The sequence below is a fragment of the Streptomyces sp. NPDC001663 genome, assembly GCF_042893105.1.
Classification (GTDB): Bacteria; Actinomycetota; Actinomycetes; order Streptomycetales; family Streptomycetaceae; genus Streptomyces.
Window position 1 is genome coordinate 714,250 of sequence record NZ_JBIAUR010000003.1, and the last position, 15,982, is coordinate 730,231.

The following is a 15,982-nucleotide window of genomic DNA, read 5'->3' on the forward strand; positions in this document are numbered from 1 at the left end:
CCCTCGTTCCCCCGTTCAGACGGTCCGCCCGGACCGCCGGTACGACAGCACAGCGTACGAACCGAAGGCCAGCAACCAGAGGGTGAGGACGGCGATCGCGCCGAGCGCCGGGGCGTGGCCGTCGGCGACCGACGTGCCGAGCTGGGCGAAGCGGTAGGTGGGCGTGTAGGCGGACAGGGTGCTCAGCCAGCCCGGGAAGAGGGTGACCGGGAACCACAGGCCGCCGAGGACGGCCAGGCCCAGGTTGCAGGCCATGTTCGTCACGCCCGTGGTCTGCCCGGTCAGCCGGTAGCCGTTGCCCAGGCCGAGCAGGGTGAAGGGCACCGAGCCCAGCCACAGCAGCAGTGCGATCGCCGCCCACTGCCAGGCGGCCAGCCGTACGCCGTTGACCAGTCCGCCCGCCAAGAGCACCGCGACGATGGCCGGCAGCACCGTCACCGAGCCGGTCAGCGTGCGGCCGACGACGACTTGGCGCGGGGTCATCGGGGTCACCCGCAGCTGCCGCAGCCAGCCGATCGCCCGGTCCTCGGCGACCCCGCCGCCGGTGTTCAGGGCGCAGCCGACCGCCCCGTACCCGGCCATCCCGACCATCGCCGCGGTCTTCCAACTGCCCTCGTTCGCACCGAGGTTGGTGAACAGCAGATACATCAGCACCGGCATCGCGATCCCGCCGATCACAAAGCCCGCGTCGCGCAGCGTCCGGCGCACCTCGAGCCGCAGGTAGTCCAGCATCACGCCGCCTCCGTCTCACGTGCGGTCAGGGTCAGGAACGCGTCGTCCAGCGAGGCCGGCGCGACCTCCAGGCCGCGTATCGCCCCCAGCTCGGCCAGCGCCACCACCGTCGCGTCCGGGTCGTCGGTGCGCAACCGGGCCCGGTCCCCGCGCACTTCCAGCGAGCGCACGCCGGGCAGCAGCTCCAGGCCCTCCGTGCCCCGTCCCGCGAGGTCGACGGCGACCAGGCTGCCGCCCACCGACCGCTTGAGCTGCTCGCCGGTGCCGTCCGCGACGATCCGGCCCCGGTCGATGACGAGGATGCGGTCGGCGTGGGCGTCCGCCTCCTCCAGGTGGTGCGTGGAGAACAGGACGGTGTGGCCGAGGCGGGCGTAGGAGCGCATCGACGCCCAGAACGCGTGCCGGGCCGCCACGTCCAGGGCGGCGGTGGGCTCGTCCAGCACGATCAGCGAGGGGTTCCCGGCGAGCGCCACCGCGAACCGCACGCGCTGCGTCTGACCGCCGGAGAGCCGGTCCACGCGCCGCTCCGCCAGCTCGCCGATCCCGGCCAGCTGCAGAGCCCGCTCGACGGGCATCGGGGCCGGGTAGCGGCGGGCCACGAAGGTCACCAGTTCCCGCACGGTGACCCGGGGCACCGCCCGCCCCTCCTGCAGCATGGCGCCGACCCGCCCGGCGCGCACCGACGCCTCGGGGGGAGCGCCGAAGAGCTCGACGGTGCCCTCGTCGGGCTCGTTCAGGCCGAGCAGCAGGGAGATGGTGGTGGACTTGCCGGCGCCGTTGCGGCCGAGGAGGGCGACCGTCTCGCCGGGCGCGATGGCCAGGTCGACGCCGTCGACGGCACGTACGGTGCCGAAGGTCTTGACCGCCCCCGTGAAGGACACGGCGCATTCCGTCTGTGTCATGCCTACGACGCTACGAATCCGGGGCGTCCGTCCGGCAGATGCGCATGTACGGATTCGGGCAGGACAAATGTCACGGGTGGCCCGGCACCCGCCGGGCCGGCCGACCCGGCGCCCACTTAACTGACACAGTGTCAGGAGCCTTCACAAGTGCGGAGCGCTGGGCTATACAGAGGGCGCCGGACTGGAACGCGTTCTAGATCGGCACTCGTGACGACCTCGGTCGCGGCCGACGGTGCGGACGGCCGCGCCGAGGTCTTGAGCCAGCTGAGCCACCAGGAGCCGTATGCCCATCGACGCAGCCTTGGCCCTCGCCGCGGAACCCCGTTCCAGCGAGATCACCTGGGACCGCAAGGACGTCCAGCTCTACCACCTGGGCATCGGCGCCGGAATCCCGGCGACCGACCCCGACGAGCTGCGCTACACCCTGGAGTCCCGGCTGCACGTCCTGCCGAGCTTCGCCACCGTCGCGGGCAACGGGTCCCCGGGGGTGATCAGCGGCCTGTCCATGCCGGGCGTCGACGTCGACCTCGCCAAGGTCCTGCACGGCGGCCAGACCCTGACCCTCCACCGTCCGATCCCCGTCGAGGGCACCGCGACCGCCACCGGCCGTATCGCCGCCGTCTACGACAAGGGCAAGGCGGCCGTCCTCGTGATGCGCACCGAGGTCGCCGACGCCGACGGCCCGCTGTGGACCAACGACGCCCAGATCTTCGTACGGGGAGAGGGCGGCTGGGGCGGCGACCGCGGACCGTCGACTCGCCTCGAACCGCCGGCCGGTGAGCCCGACCGCACCGTCGAGCGCCCGATCCGCGAGGACCAGGCCCTGCTCTACCGCCTCTCCGGCGACTGGAACCCGCTGCACGCCGACCCCGACTTCGCCAAGACCGCCGGCTTCGAACGGCCCATCCTGCACGGGCTGTGCACCTACGGCACGACGCTCAAGGCGGTCGTCGACACGCTGCTCGGCGGCGACGTGACCCGGGTGCGGTCCTACGCCACCCGGTTCGCCGGGGTCGTGTATCCCGGCGAGACCCTGCGCATCCGTATGTGGCGCTCCGAGCACTCCACCAGGGTCGCGGTGAGCGCCCTCGAGCGGGACGACGCGCCCGTCCTCGCCGACACGATCGTCGAACACTCCTGAGCCATAACGCCGTTGTTGAGGGGAGCCGCACCATGCGCGCAGCCGTACTGCACGAGATCGGCCAGGACAAGCTCGAGGTCCTCGACGACGTCGAGGCGGTGGGCTTCGGGCCCGGCAAGGTGAGGATCCGGGTGCGGGCCACCGGGCTGTGCCACTCGGACCTGTCCGCGATGAACGGGGTGCTGCCCCAGCCGGCACCGTTCGTGCCCGGGCACGAGGGCGCGGGCGAGATCCTCGAAGTCGGCGAGGGCGTAAGCCACTTGAAGCCCGGCGACCGGGTGGTCGTCTGCTGGCTGCCGGCCTGCGGCGTCTGTCCCGCCTGCAAGCGCGGCCAGACCGAGCTGTGCCTGGCCGGGTTCATGAACGCCGGCACCCCCAACTTCCGCCGTCCCGGCGGGGACCTCTTCGGCTTCGCGGGCACCGGCACCTTCACCGAGGAGGTCGTCGTCGCCGCGGGCTGCGCGGTGCCGATACCCGACGACGTGCCCTTCGACATCGCCGCGCTGATCGGCTGCGGGGTGACCACCGGACTGGGCGCCGCCCTCAACACCGCCGATGTGGAGGCCGGTTCGTCGGTCGCCGTCATCGGCTGCGGGGGTGTCGGCATCGCCGCGATCCAGGGCGCGCGGCTCAAGGGCGCCGCCGAGATCGTCGCCGTCGACCCGGTCGCCTCGCGCCGCGAGTCCGCCCTCAAGTTCGGCGCCACCAGGGCCGTTTCGCCGGACGAGCTGGCCGACGCCAAGCAGAACGTCACCGGCGGCGAGGGCTTCGACTACGTCTTCGAGGTCGTCGGCAAGGCGGCCACCGCCCGCACCGCGTACGAGAACACCCGGCGCGGCGGCACGCTCGTCGTCGTCGGCGCGGGCGCCATGGACGACTTCCTGCAGCTCAACATGTTCGAGCTGTTCTTCGACGAGAAGCGAATCCTGCCGTCGATGTACGGCGGCGGCGACGTCCTGCGCTCCTACGAGCGCACCATCGCCCTGTGGCGGGCCGGCCGCGTCGACCTCGAGGGGCTGATCACCCACCGGGTGCCGCTGAGCGAGATCAACGAGGCGCTGGACCAGATGCGGACCGGCGCGGCGCTGCGTACGTGCATCGAGATCTGACGGGAAAGTCCCTCGCACATCGAGATCTGACGGGAGTGTCCGTGTCGCTGCCACTCGAAGGACTGTCGGCCGTCGTCACCGGAGCCGGCCGCGGTCTGGGCCGGGCCGAGGCGCTCGAACTCGCCCGGCTCGGCGCGGCCGTCGTCGTCAACGACTTCGGTCAGCCGGGCCGGGACGGCTCCGGGGATGCCTCGGCGGGCCCCGCCGAACAGGTCGCCGCCGAGATCCGGGCCGCGGGCGGCAAGGCGCTCGCGCACACCGGGGACGTCGCCGACTTCCAACAGGCCGAAGAGCTAGTCCAGTTGGCGATCGCCGAGTTCGGCAAGCTGGACATCCTGGTCAACAACGCGGGCATCCTGCGCGACCGCATGGTCTTCTCCATGACCGAGGACGAGTGGGACTCGGTGATCCGGGTCCATCTCAAGGGCCACTTCAACACGACCCACTTCGCGGCCGCGCACTGGCGCGAGCGCTCCAAGGCGGCGGGCGGTGCGGTGTACGGCCGTATCGTGAACACGTCGTCGGAGGCCTTCCTCGCCGGTTCAGCCGGGCAGCCCAACTACGCGGCGGCGAAAGGCGGAATCGTCGGCCTGACCACCTCCACCGCCCTCGCTCTGGCCAAGTACGGCGTCACGGCCAACGCCATCTGCCCGCGCGCCCGCACCCGGATGACCGCGGACGTCTTCGCCGGTTTCGAGCAGCCGGCCGACGGCCTCGACCCGCTCGCCCCCGAGCATGTCGCCCCGCTCGTCGGCTACTTGGCCTCGCCCGCCGCGGCCCGCGTCAACGGGCAACTGCTCGTCGTGCACGGCGGCATGGTCGCGGTGATCGAACGCCCGCGCGTACAGGCCAAGTTCGACAGCAAGCAGGACACCTTCACCTACGACGAGCTGGACGCCGTACTGACGGCGCACTATGCGGAACGCCCGGACGGGGAGACGTTCGCGGCGGCGGAGGTGCTGGGGCTGAAACGGGGTTAGGAACAGCGAAGGGGCCCGCACACCGAACGGTGTGCGGGCCCCTTCCTTGCGCCTACCGGCGGGCAGCCTCGGCGTCCTCGGCCGGCTTGCGGTGCCGGCCGCGAGGGGCCGAGTCACCGTCGTGGACCGAGACCGAACCCCGGTGCCGGCCGTGGCCGGCGTCTTCCTGGGCATCGGCGGACAGCGGCTGCATGGTGCTTGCGTCGCTCATCGGAAAAATTCACCCCGTCAACACGATCTTTCAAACAGCCGGGCGAGTTTAACCGGCCACCCTCTGTTCGAATCCAGCCGCCCACGCCCATCGGCACTACTTCGTTACAAGACGTCCCAACGGCGCCTGCTGCAACGGCACCGGACGCAGTGCAGCAGGCCCCGGAGGATCCGATTCCGACGGCTCGCCCGGCGCCGGGTGCCAACTCCCCGGTGCCGCCTGGGCGTCCGTACCGTCCCGGACCGGATCCTCCGGGCCCGTGCCCCCCGATTCCCCCGATCCCCCCGGATCCCCCGTTTCCCCCGAGGGCGCCACCATCCGCGCCACGCCGCACGGCACCTCGGCCGTGGCGTAGGGCAGTTGCAGCACCCCGTCCCTGGTCCACAGCCCGGCGCCCGCCAACCAGCCTTCGGGCGCCGGGAGATGGTGCACGTGGCGCCGGTCCGGCCGCCACAGCCCGACCCAGCTGCCCATGGGCCCGTCGATGCGCAGCCCCACCCCGCAGCTCTCCGGCACCAGCACCTGCCCGGGCTGAATGGCGAACGGCGTGACGGCACAGTCGGGCACCCGCAGACACTCCGGAAAGCGCACCGGCAGCGTGCTGCCCAGCACGCCCCAGCCCAGCCGCTCCTCGCCCGGCGACGGCGCGTCCGAGCCGATCAGCAGCAGCCCGCTGTCGGGGTCGGCGAGCAGCAGCCGGTCGTCGCTGGAGTCGGCGATCTGCAGCAGGGGCGAGACCTCGCCGCCGCGCTCCAGGTCGACCACGATCGCCTTCGTCCGGTCCCCGACCTCCCGGTCCAGCGCCAGCATCCGGCCTGCGTGATCCAGCCACACCCCGCCCGAGCAGCGCCCGGGGATCTCCGCGATGTGCTCGGGCCCGAACGCGCCGCCCGCCACCAGCCAGATGGTGCTGGAGCGCCGGCCGACGGCGAGGGCGTACGCCTTCTCGCCGCCCGGCGCCGGCGGCAGCAGCCACAGCCGGGTGTCCTCGTCCGGGCACTCGACCGCGCCGATCAGCAGCTCGCCGGTGTCGGGCCCGGTCGGATACAGCAGGGAGAAGACGTGCCGCCCGTCCGAAGGCCGGCGGATGAGGACCCGCCCGTCGCCCATCGGCTGCACCTCGCTGCCGGGCTCCTCGGGCTGGTTGCCGGGCAGCGGCACGGCGTACGGCTCGGGGCCGTCCAGTGTCCAGCGCTCCGGGAAGAGGGAGTCGCCGTCCAGCGCGAGCCGGGCGGCGTAGGCGCCGTCCACCGTGATCGTGCAGCCCGCCGGGGCGGCCCCGTCCTCATGCCCCGCCGCGGGCTCGATCGCACAGGCCGTCATCGTCTGGTCACCTCCGGCGACGAAACTAGTTTTCGCACGCACAGACGTGGGACCGCGAGGCTTCCGCTTCACACATAAGGGTGGCAGCGGAACGATTCGCCTGAGGAAACGGAGACGGGTGTGCTGAGGCCGCGGGGACGGGTGTGGTGAGGGGGGTCGGCCCCCGACCCTGGCTTCCGGCATCGGTTCAACGCCACAGATCAGCCAGGTAGCCTTTCATCTGTGCCCCGTCTGTCTGAAGTCATCGCCGCGCTGGAGAACCTGTGGCCCGCCGAGCGGGCCGAGTCCTGGGACGCGGTCGGCACCGTCGTGGGCGATCCCGACCAGGAGGTCTCCCGGGTCCTGTTCGCGGTCGACCCGGTGCAGGAGATCGTCGACGAGGCGGTGAAGCTCGGCGCCGACCTGCTGGTCACCCACCACCCCCTCTACCTGCGCGGTACGACGACGGTCGCGGCGACGCACTTCAAGGGCCGCGTCGTGCACACCCTCATCAAGAACGACGTCGCGCTGCACGTGGCCCACACCAACGCGGACACGGCCGACCCCGGTGTCAGCGACGCGCTGGCCGGCGCGCTGGACCTTCGAGTCGTAGGACCCCTCGTGCCGGACCCCACCGACCCGGCAGGCCGCCGGGGCCTGGGCCGTATCTGCGAGCTCGACCACCCGCTGACCGTCCGCGAGCTCGCCGCCCGCGCCGCCGAGCGGCTGCCCGCCACCGCGCAGGGCATCCGCGTCGCCGGCGACCCCGAGGCGCGAGTCCGCACCCTCGCCGTCAGCGGCGGCTCCGGCGACAGCCTCTTCGACGTCGTACGGGCCGCCGGTGTGGACGCCTTCCTCACCGCGGACCTGCGCCACCACCCGGCCTCCGAAGCGGTGGCCCAAAGCCCCCTCGCGTTGCTCGACGCGGCGCACTGGGCCACCGAGTGGCCCTGGTGCGAGCTGGCCGCCACCCAGCTCGACGAGATCTCCGACCGGAAGGGATGGGGCCTGAGGGTCCACGTCTCGAAGACGGTCACCGACCCCTGGACCGCCCACGCGGCGTCCACCGCCACATCTGACCCACTGGGAGCCCCCAACTGAACGCCGCGCCCGCCGACCAGATCCGACTCCTCGACGTCCAGGCACTCGACGTACGCCTGCAGCAGCTCACGCACAAGCGCAGGTCGCTGCCCGAGCACGCCGAGATCGAGTCGCTGACCAAGGACCTCACCCAGCTGCGCGACCTGCTGGTGGCCGCGCAGACCGAGGAGAGCGACACCTCCCGCGAGCAGACCAAGGCCGAGCAGGACGTGGACCAGGTGCGCCAGCGCGCCGCCCGCGACCAGCAGCGCCTGGACTCCGGTGCCGTCACCTCCCCCAAGGACCTGGAGAACCTGCAGCGCGAGATCGCCTCCCTCGCCAAGCGGCAGGGCGACCTCGAGGACATCGTCCTGGAGGTCATGGAGCGCATCGAGTCCGTGCAGGAGCGGGTGCGCGAGCTGACCGAGCGGGTCTCCTCCGTCCAGTCGAAGATCGACGACGCGACCGCGCGCCGTGACGCCGCGTTCGAGGAGATCGACGGCGAGGTGGCGACGGTGACCAAGGAGCGCGAGGTCATCGCCGGCACGATCCCCGCGGACCTCCTCAAGCTCTACGACAAGCTGCGCGAGCAGCAGGGCGGCATCGGCGCGGCCAAGCTGTACCAGCGCACCTGCCAGGGCTGCCGCCAGGAGCTGTCCATCACCGACTTCAACGACGTCCGGTCGGCCGCCCCCGACACGGTGGTGCGCTGCGAGAACTGCCGCCGCATCCTGGTGCGTACGGCCGAGTCCGGTCTGTAAGAGGCCTTCGAAAGACGTAAGGGGCTTTGGTCGTGCGGGAGTTCATCGTCGAGGCGGACGGCGGGTCACGGGGCAACCCCGGACCCGCGGGCTACGGGGCGGTCGTGCTGGACGCGGCGACGGGGGAGACCCTGGTGGAGGCCGCCGAGTACATCGGCGTCGCCACGAACAACGTCGCCGAGTACCGCGGGCTGCTCGCGGGCCTGCGCGCGGCGCACGAGCTCGACCCTTCCGCGTCGGTCCATGTCCGCATGGACTCCAAGCTCGTCGTCGAGCAGATGTCGGGCCGCTGGAAGATCAAGCACCCCGACATGAAGCCGCTGGCGATGGTGGCGTCCCAGGTCTTCCCGCCGGACCGGGTGACGTACGAGTGGATCCCGCGCGAGCAGAACAAGCACGCGGACCGGCTCGCGAACGAGGCTATGGACGCGGGCAAGCGGGGCGAGCAGTGGTCGGCGGCGACGTCCACGGCCGAGCTGGACGCGGCTGCCGCGAGGTCCGCGGCCGCATCGGCACCCGAGCCGTCGGGCCCTCCGGGCGATGCGGCGGCGGGCGCGGCGAGAGCACGCGCGGCGTTGGCGGGGGCCGGGGCGTCCGCAGCCCGGTCGGATGCGTCGGCGACCGAGCCGTCAGGCCCGTCCGGGGATGCGGTGGCGGGCGCGGCGAAGGCTCGCGAGGCGCTGACGCGGGGGCGTGGCGCGGAGGGCACCTCCCCTGCGGCCTCTCCCGCGGGATCTGCCGCAGCGGCGGTGTCCCCGGGCGCCAAGGCCGACGCCGATGTGCGGGCCGCCACGACGGTGGCCAGTCCCGGCTGGGCCCCCGCCGACATGGGCGCACCCGCAACCTTCGTACTCCTGCGGCACGGTGAGACCCCGCTGACGCCTCAGAAACGGTTCTCCGGCAGCGGCGGCACCAACCCTTCCCTCTCCGACATCGGGCGGGACCAGGCCGAGCGGGTCGGAGCGGCACTGGCCCGGCGCGGAACGATCCAGGCGATCGTCGCCTCGCCCCTCACCCGCACCCGCGAGACCGCCGGCATCGTCGCCGCGCACCTCGGCCTCGAAGTGAGCGTCGACGAAGGCATCCGCGAGACCGACTTCGGCGCCTGGGAAGGCCTCACCTTCGCCGAGGTCCGCGAGCGCTACCCGGACGACCTCAACACCTGGCTGTCCGACCCCGAGGCCCAACCCTCGGGCGGCGGCGAGAGCTTCGCGGCGACCGCGACCCGTATCGCGGCGGCCCGCGACAAGCTGGTGGCGGCCTACGCGGGCCGCACCGTCCTGCTGGTCTCCCACGTCACCCCGATCAAGACGTTCGTCCGCCTCGCCCTGGGCGCCCCGCCCGAGTCCCTGTTCCGCATGGAACTCTCCGCGGCCTCCCTCTCGGCGGTGGCGTACTACGCCGACGGCAACGCGAGCGTACGGCTCTTCAACGACACCTCTCACCTGCGCTGACCGGCACGCTTGCGGAGTATCTCGGCCGTCTCCGCATCCGCCGGCAGAAACGCCTCCAGGTGCAGCTCGGCCAGCGTCACGTCGACGGCGGTGGCGAAGGACGTGAGCGTGGTCAGCAGCCGCAACTCGCCCTCCGCACACCGCAGTCGCAGCGGTACGGCGAACCCGAGATAGTCCTCGCCGGGTTCGCCCAGCGGCGGCAGGTACCCGGTCAGCTCCTGCGCCAGGTCGTCGAGCAGCGGGTCGGGACTGCGCAGGGCCCGCGCGCGCAGGTTCTCGATGATGTGCCGCCCCCACGCGTCCAGGTTCACCACCCGCGACGCCATCCCACGCGGATGCAGCGCCAGCCGCAGCACGTTGACCGGCGGCTTCAGCAGCGCCGGGTCCGCACCCTCCGCCAGCACGTCGAACGCCCCGTTCGCCGCGACGAGTTCACCCCGCGGCCCGGCGACGACCGCCGGATAGGGCAGATGCCCCTCCAGGATGCTGTCCAACGCCTCCCGTACGGGCCCCAGTTCGGTCGCGTCGAGCGGTGACTCGGGGAACGCGGGCGCGTAACCGGCCGCCAGCAGCAGCGCGTTGCGCTCCCGCAGCGTCAGTCCCAGCGACTCGGCCAGCCTGATCACGACCGCCCGCCCCGGCACCGAACGCCCCCGCTCGATGAAGCTCACATACCGCTGCGTGGTCCCGGCCCGCGAGGCGAGCTCCAGCTGACTGACCCGGCGGGCGGTCCGCCAGCGCAGCAGCTCCCGGGCGAAGGGCGGGGGTCGTTCGGCGGTGGTGGTCATGGGACCAGTTCTACGGCACAGGTACGACAACGGGGCCGAGCCATCGCCCATACCCTGCCGGGAATTGAGCCGTGCACCGCCTCCGACCAGCATGGCGGCATGCGCTCCTACCACCTGGAAGCCCCGGGCACCGTCGAAGGCATTGTCCCCCGGGACACGGCAGACCTCCCGGAACCCGGCCCTCGCGACATCCTCGTCCGCGTCCGCGCGGTCTCCCTCAACAAGCGCGATCTGCTGATCCTGAACGGCAGTTACCCACTCAAGGCCGCCCCCGACGTGATCCCGGTGAGCGACGGCGCGGGCGAGGTCGTGGCCGTGGGCGCGGAGGTCACCCGTTTCTCGGTCGGCGACCGGGTGACGGGGACGTACTTCCCGCGCTGGCTGGACGGCCGTATCACCCCGGCCCTGATCGACCAGCCCGGCGCCACCCTCCCCGGCATGCTCACCGAATACGCGCTCCTCGACCAGGAAGCCGCCGTCCGCGTCCCCGACCACCTCGGCTGGGAGGAGGCCACCTGCCTGCCCTGCGCCGGCGTCACCGCCTGGAACGCGCTGACCGGCGGCGATCCGCCGCTCCCCGGCGAGACGGTGCTGACGCTCGGCACCGGTGCACTCGCCCTGTTCGCGGTGCAGTTCGCGAAGCTGCTCGGCGCCGAGGTCGTCGCCACGACGTCCAGCCCGGCGAAGGCCGAACGCCTCAAGACGCTGGGCGCCGACCACGTCGTCAACTACGTCGAGAGCCCCGAATGGGCCGCCGATGTGCGGCAGTTGACCGGCGGACGCGGCGCTGACCTGATCGTCGAGACGGGCGGCCCGGAGACCATCGAACAGTCCGTCCGAGCCAGTGCGCTCTACGGCCGCATCGCCCTGGTCGCCGCCAACAGCCCCCGCAGGCCCTCCCTGGAGATCACGACCGACGCGCTCGCCTCGAGCCTGATCACCATGCGCCGCCTGTTCGTCGGCAGCCGCACCCACTTCGAGCAGATGAACCGCGCCATCGCCCTGCACGGCCTCCGCCCGCTCGTGGACCGGGTGTTCCCGTACGACGAGGTCCACGCGGCCTACCGCTACTACGCGACCGGCGCTGCCTTCGGAAAGGTCGTCATCCGCGTCGCCTGAGCCCCGCCGCCTCGCGCGCCAGCGCCTCGATCCGCCCCCAGTCACCGGCGGCGACGGCATCCGCCGGAATCATCCAAGTCCCGCCCACACAGGCCACGTTGGGCAGGGCCAGATACTCCGGTGCGTTCCCGGGCCCGACCCCGCCCGTTGGGCAGAACCGCGCCTGCGGCAACGGCCCGGCGAGCGACTTAAGATACGCCGTCCCGCCCGCCGCCTCGGCCGGGAAGAACTTCATCTCCCGCACCCCGCGTTCCAGCAGCGCCACCACCTCCGACGTGGTCGACACCCCCGGCAGGAACGGCACCCCGGACGCCCGCATCGCCTCCAGCAGTACGTCCGTCCAGCCCGGGCTGACCAGGAAGCGCGCCCCGGCGGCCACTGTCTCCTTCACCTGCCCCGGCGTGATCACCGTCCCCGCCCCGACGACCGCGTCCGGCACCGCCTCGGCGATCGCCCGGATCGCCTCCAGCGCGACCGGCGTCCGCAACGTCACCTCGATCGCGGGCAGCCCACCGGCCACCAGCGCCCGGGCGAGCGGTACGGCGTCGGCGGCGTCCTCGATGACGACGACCGGTATGACGGGGGCGAGGTCCAGCACGGAGGCAGGCAGAGGCGCGGGCAGCGGCGAGGTCATGGCCTCATCGTGCCCGCGCCGTACAACATGCGCAAAGCGCATTGCACATACTGCAACGTGCTCCGTGGAGGTGGGTCAGTGGATCTCGTCCACCAGCACGTCCAGCGTCCACGCCTTCCCGGCCCCCTTCGGAGGCTCCACCTCCACCACATACCCGAGGTCCCGCAGCGCCTCGACCAGCTCGGCCGGACCCTTCGGCGCGATCCCGGCCGCCAGCAGACTCCGTACGATCCGCCCCTTGGTCGCCTTGTTGAAGTGGCTGACCACCTTGCGGGTGGGCGCGTGCAGCACCCGTACGCTCGCCGTCCGCCCGGCGACCTCGCCCTTCGGCTTCCAGGCGGCCGCGTAGGCGGAGGACCGCAGGTCCAGGACGAGCCCGCCCCCGGCGGCCTCGGGCAGGACCTCCGCCATCGGCGCCCGCCAGTGCGCACCCAGTGCCCCGAGCCCGGGCAGCTTCACGCCCATCGAGCAACGGTAGGAGGGGATCTTGTCGGTCACCCCGACCGCACCCCACAGCCCCGAGAAGACGAGCAGCGACCGTCCCGCCCGCCTCTTCGCGGCGGCATCCAGAGAAGCCAGGTCGAGGGCGTCGTAGAGCACACCCGTGTAGATCTCCCCGGCGGGCCGGGCGCCGGCCGTCCGCAGCTCGGTGTTCTTGCCGATCTCGCCCCGCAGCCCCTCACTCAGGCCGAGCACCTCGCGCGCCTTCTCCTCGTCGCCGGCACACAGCTCGACCAGCTCGTCGAGTACGGCCTCACGGGCGGGGGTCAGTCCCGGCAGCGACAGCGTCTCCGTCTTGAGCGGGGCGCCACGGCCGGAGGAGGCCTTGCCTTCGGAGGGCGGCAGCAGGACCAGCACGGAAGATCTCCTTCTGTTTGAGCTCTGCGACAGCGTACGGCGTGCTACGGGGCCGCCCCGGACCTACTCTCGCTGTATGCCCCGCCGCCACATCCGCGTGATGGGCGCCCCCGAAGCCCCCCTCCGGGCCGCCCTCACCGCGCTGCGCACCGAACTCGGCGTCTCGGAGAGCTTCCCGCCCGAGGTGCTCGCCGAGGCCGAGCGGGCCGCGAAGGCCCCCGCCCTCCCACCCCTCGACGCCACGGACATCCCCTTCTTCACCATCGACCCGCCCGCCTCCCTCGACCTCGACCAGGCGATGCACCTGTCCCGGCAGGGCACCGGCTACCGCGTCCGGTACGCCATCGCCGACGTCGCCGCCTTCGTCGTACCGGGATCGGCGCTGGACGCGGAGACCCACCGCCGGGTGACGACCCTCTACTTCCCCGACGAGCGGATCCCGCTGCACCCCGCGCTGCTCAGCGAGGGCGCGGCGAGCCTGCTCCCGGACCAGGTCCGCCCGGCCACCCTGTGGACGATCGACCTCGACGCGGACGGCCGCACCCTCGCCCTCGCCGTCGACGTCCGCCGCGCCCTGGTTCGCAGCCGGGCGAAGCTCGACTACGCCGCCGTACAGAAGCAGATCGACGACAAGACGGCCGAGGAGCCGCTCGAACTCCTCAAGGAGATCGGGGAGTTGCGGGAGCGGCTGGAGGTCGAGCGCGGCGGCATCTCCCTCAAGGTGCCCGAGCAGGAGATCGTCGAGCGGGATGACGCGTACGAGCTGAGTTACCGGGCGCCGCTTCCCGCGGACGGCTGGAACGCCCAGATCTCCTTGCTGACGGGGATGACGGCGGCCGATCTGATGCTGGCGGGTGGGACGGGCATCCTGCGCACCCTGCCCGCCGCCCCCGACGGCGCCGTCGGCCGCCTGCGCCGTACCGCGCACGCGCTGCACATCGACTGGCCGCACCATGTCTCGTACGCGCAGCTGATCCGCTCCCTGGACCCGCGGTGGCCGCATCACGCGGCCTTCCTCCAGGAGTGCACGACGTTGCTGCGCGGTGCCGGCTACACCGTCTTCCGCGACGGCAACCTCCCGCCCATCACCACCCACGCCGCCGTCGCCGCGCCCTACGCCCACTGCACGGCCCCGCTGAGGCGATTGGCCGACCGGTACGCGTCGGAGCTCTGCATCGCGGCCGCGGCGGGCGAGGCACCGCCCGACTGGGTGCTCGCCGCCCTGGACGGGCTGCGGCACGAGATGGCCGACGGCAGCCGGCGTGCGGGCACGGTGGAGCGGGAGTGCGTGGACATCGTCGAGGCGGCGCTGCTGGCGGGCCGGGTGGGGGAGGTGTTCGACGGGTGCGTGGTGGACGTGGACGAACATCAACCCACCGTCGGCACCGTGCAGTTGGAGTCCCCGGCGATCATCGGTCGGGTTGAGGGCGGCGACCGACTGCCGCTGGGCGAACGGCTGCGGGTGCGCCTCACACAGGCCGATCCGGGAGCGGCGAGAGTGCTGTTCGCGCCTGCGTGATGGCGTGTACGAGGGCGTCGGCGTCGTCGGCGTGGAAGCGGACGAGGCGGATGTCGCGGTGGCGCCCGAAGAAGGTGAAGTGGGCGACGGGCTCGGAGAGTTCGAGGGTGACGGTGGTCTGCGCGCCGACGGGGAGGTCGAGTTCGCCTTCCGTGGGTTGGTGGGTGGTGCGCAGTTCTCGGCGCACGGTCGCGATCCGATCGACCGGTATGTGCAGGTCGACGTGGACGGCGCGGCGGATGCGCAGGACGTCGGGGTCGAGCACGTGTGGTCGTACGACGGAGGCGGCATGGAAGCCGACGACGAACAGCACGGTGTAGACGTCGAGAACGAACACGACCCGGTGCACGGCCGGATAGTCGCGCAGCAGTACGGACATGGTCAGCGTCTCGACCAGGCACACGAAGGCGAACCCGAACATGACCGCGCCCTGTCCGCGCGCATACCCGAAGGGCGCTCTGCCCCGTGTCCCGTGTGTACGCCGCGCGACCCACAACGCGAGGCTGACGAACAGCCGCAGCTCGTGCCGGACGAGGACGCAAGCGGTGACGTAGGCGGTCCTCATGACCGTTCTGGCCGTTCCTCTGCGATGATCCGCAGCGCGCGGCGGAGGGCCTCCGCCTGGGCGGGAGAGAAGTCCGCGTAGAAGGCGCGCATGAAGTTGTCGTCGTCGTTGATCGCCACCTCGGGGACGAGCTCCCGGGGCATGCAGTCGGCGAGAGTGCGGGCGGCCTCCTCCACGCGTGGGTCGGCCGGGCCGATGCCGGCGTCGTCGGCGAGTTCGTCGAGCAGGGCGTACGCCCTGACCGCCCGCGCCCTTGCTTCAGGGGAGGCGAGGGCGTCGTGCAGCAGCCCCATCAGCCGCTCCCGGTCCTCCACGGCAGCCATGGTGTCGATCAGCGCGAGCATCTCGCGGTCCTTGGCGGCCATGGGGGAGTCGGCCGCGACTTGCCCCAAGCCGCCAAGCAACGAGGCGAGTTGAGGCGAGACGGGCCCCTCGACGGTGAGGCCGTTGTCTGTTTCCCTCAAGACCCGAAGTCGCGCCCGCCGCTCCCGGATCTCCGCCTCCTGCCGGGCGAGATCCTCGTCGAGCTCGGCAAGCACCTCGGCGAGGTCCTTGCCCGCGTCGTCCGCGAGCACGTCCCGCACCTCGGCGAGCCCGAGCCCCAGCTCGGTGAGCCGGCGGATGCGGGCGAGCGCGACGGCGTGCCGCAGCGTGTAGTCCCGGTAGCCGTTGGCCAGCCGCTCGGGCTCCGGCAGCAGGCCCTGGTGGTGGTAGTGCCGCACGGTCCGCGTGGTGACGCCGACGGCGGCGGCGAGTTCTCCGATCCGCATGGGACCAGTAGAGAGGCTGACGTTGCGGCAGGGTCAAGCGGCTGGGTCGGCGCCTGA

General features: G+C 72.3%; 17 protein-coding genes. 8 read left to right on the plus strand and 9 right to left on the minus strand.

The annotated features are described in order from the left end of the window. Window positions 1–15 precede the first annotated feature (15 nt). Both ACFY1L_RS13865 and ACFY1L_RS13870 read right to left on the minus strand, forming a co-directional pair. Complete coding sequence (locus tag ACFY1L_RS13865) at window positions 16–732, minus strand: ABC transporter permease (protein WP_388822840.1); 717 nt, start codon at window positions 730–732, stop codon at window positions 16–18. Then, window positions 732–1,634: an ABC transporter ATP-binding protein gene (locus ACFY1L_RS13870; protein ID WP_388822842.1), complete on the minus strand. Its 903-nt coding sequence runs from the start codon at window positions 1,632–1,634 to the stop codon at window positions 732–734. The genes ACFY1L_RS13865 and ACFY1L_RS13870 overlap by 1 nt, the downstream gene beginning before the upstream one ends. A gap of 283 nt (window positions 1,635–1,917) precedes the next feature. On the opposite strand from ACFY1L_RS13870, the gene ACFY1L_RS13875 reads away from it, so the two are divergent. Genes ACFY1L_RS13875 through ACFY1L_RS13885 form a run of 3 tightly spaced genes read left to right on the plus strand, consistent with a single transcriptional unit; the run spans window position 1,918 to window position 4,864 of the window. Continuing rightward, window positions 1,918–2,775, plus strand: a complete 858-nt coding sequence (locus ACFY1L_RS13875) for a MaoC/PaaZ C-terminal domain-containing protein (RefSeq protein WP_388822844.1) — start codon at window positions 1,918–1,920, stop codon at window positions 2,773–2,775. A gap of 32 nt (window positions 2,776–2,807) precedes the next feature. Next, window positions 2,808–3,884: a Zn-dependent alcohol dehydrogenase gene (locus tag ACFY1L_RS13880; protein WP_388822846.1), complete on the plus strand. Its 1,077-nt coding sequence runs from the start codon at window positions 2,808–2,810 to the stop codon at window positions 3,882–3,884. Window positions 3,885–3,925: 41 nt separating this feature from the next. Then, complete coding sequence (locus ACFY1L_RS13885) at window positions 3,926–4,864, plus strand: 3-oxoacyl-ACP reductase (protein WP_388822848.1); 939 nt, start codon at window positions 3,926–3,928, stop codon at window positions 4,862–4,864. Between the two features lie 52 nt (window positions 4,865–4,916). Here the strand turns inward: ACFY1L_RS13885 and ACFY1L_RS13890 are convergent, their stop codons facing one another. Together ACFY1L_RS13890 and ACFY1L_RS13895 are read right to left on the minus strand one after the other, a co-directional pair. Beyond that, entirely contained in the window at window positions 4,917–5,075 is a 159-nt protein-coding gene (locus ACFY1L_RS13890; protein ID WP_388822850.1) for a hypothetical protein, read from the minus strand. A 96-nt stretch (window positions 5,076–5,171) separates the two neighbouring features. Beyond that, a complete protein-coding gene (locus ACFY1L_RS13895) occupies window positions 5,172–6,398 on the minus strand; it encodes a hypothetical protein (protein WP_388822852.1) in 1,227 nt (408 codons plus the stop codon). A 222-nt stretch (window positions 6,399–6,620) separates the two neighbouring features. Here ACFY1L_RS13895 and ACFY1L_RS13900 point away from each other — a divergent pair, with 222 nt between their 5' ends. Genes ACFY1L_RS13900 through ACFY1L_RS13910 form a run of 3 tightly spaced genes read left to right on the plus strand, consistent with a single transcriptional unit; the run spans window position 6,621 to window position 9,672 of the window. Continuing rightward, window positions 6,621–7,478, plus strand: a complete 858-nt coding sequence (locus ACFY1L_RS13900) for a Nif3-like dinuclear metal center hexameric protein (RefSeq protein ID WP_388822854.1) — start codon at window positions 6,621–6,623, stop codon at window positions 7,476–7,478. After that, the gene (locus ACFY1L_RS13905) at window positions 7,475–8,218 is read left to right on the plus strand and encodes a zinc ribbon domain-containing protein (protein ID WP_388822936.1); all 744 of its coding nucleotides are present in this window, start codon (window positions 7,475–7,477) and stop codon (window positions 8,216–8,218) included. Before ACFY1L_RS13900 ends, ACFY1L_RS13905 begins: the two co-directional genes overlap by 4 nt. 32 nt (window positions 8,219–8,250) lie before the next feature. Further along, window positions 8,251–9,672 carry a bifunctional RNase H/acid phosphatase gene (locus ACFY1L_RS13910; protein ID WP_388822856.1) on the plus strand — a complete coding sequence of 474 codons (1,422 nt, stop codon included), beginning with the start codon at window positions 8,251–8,253 and terminating at the stop codon, window positions 9,670–9,672. On the opposite strand, the gene ACFY1L_RS13915 is transcribed toward ACFY1L_RS13910, so the two are convergent. Continuing rightward, entirely contained in the window at window positions 9,660–10,460 is an 801-nt protein-coding gene (locus tag ACFY1L_RS13915) for a helix-turn-helix domain-containing protein (RefSeq protein ID WP_388822858.1), read from the minus strand. The two genes, ACFY1L_RS13910 and ACFY1L_RS13915, sit on opposite strands and share 13 nt — an antisense overlap. Window positions 10,461–10,559: 99 nt before the next feature. On the opposite strand from ACFY1L_RS13915, the gene ACFY1L_RS13920 reads away from it, so the two are divergent. After that, window positions 10,560–11,579, plus strand: coding sequence for an NAD(P)-dependent alcohol dehydrogenase (locus ACFY1L_RS13920; protein WP_388822860.1), 1,020 nt, complete (start codon window positions 10,560–10,562; stop codon window positions 11,577–11,579). Here ACFY1L_RS13920 and ACFY1L_RS13925 read toward each other — a convergent pair. Both ACFY1L_RS13925 and yaaA read right to left on the minus strand, forming a co-directional pair. Continuing rightward, window positions 11,563–12,213 carry a bifunctional 4-hydroxy-2-oxoglutarate aldolase/2-dehydro-3-deoxy-phosphogluconate aldolase gene (locus ACFY1L_RS13925; RefSeq protein ID WP_388822862.1) on the minus strand — a complete coding sequence of 217 codons (651 nt, stop codon included), beginning with the start codon at window positions 12,211–12,213 and terminating at the stop codon, window positions 11,563–11,565. The two genes, ACFY1L_RS13920 and ACFY1L_RS13925, sit on opposite strands and share 17 nt — an antisense overlap. Window positions 12,214–12,288: 75 nt before the next feature. Continuing rightward, complete coding sequence (gene yaaA / locus ACFY1L_RS13930; RefSeq protein ID WP_388822864.1) at window positions 12,289–13,071, minus strand: peroxide stress protein YaaA; 783 nt, start codon at window positions 13,069–13,071, stop codon at window positions 12,289–12,291. Window positions 13,072–13,147: 76 nt separating this feature from the next. On the opposite strand from yaaA, the gene ACFY1L_RS13935 reads away from it, so the two are divergent. Next, on the plus strand, window positions 13,148–14,590 hold the full coding sequence (locus ACFY1L_RS13935; protein WP_388822866.1) for an RNB domain-containing ribonuclease: 1,443 nt from the start codon (window positions 13,148–13,150) through the stop codon (window positions 14,588–14,590). On the opposite strand, the gene ACFY1L_RS13940 is transcribed toward ACFY1L_RS13935, so the two are convergent. After that, window positions 14,541–15,155, minus strand: coding sequence for a hypothetical protein (locus tag ACFY1L_RS13940; RefSeq protein WP_388822868.1), 615 nt, complete (start codon window positions 15,153–15,155; stop codon window positions 14,541–14,543). The genes ACFY1L_RS13935 and ACFY1L_RS13940 overlap by 50 nt on opposite strands. After that, window positions 15,152–15,925, minus strand: a complete 774-nt coding sequence (locus tag ACFY1L_RS13945) for a MerR family transcriptional regulator (protein ID WP_388822870.1) — start codon at window positions 15,923–15,925, stop codon at window positions 15,152–15,154. The genes ACFY1L_RS13940 and ACFY1L_RS13945 overlap by 4 nt, the downstream gene beginning before the upstream one ends. Between the last annotated feature and the right edge of the window lie 57 nt (window positions 15,926–15,982).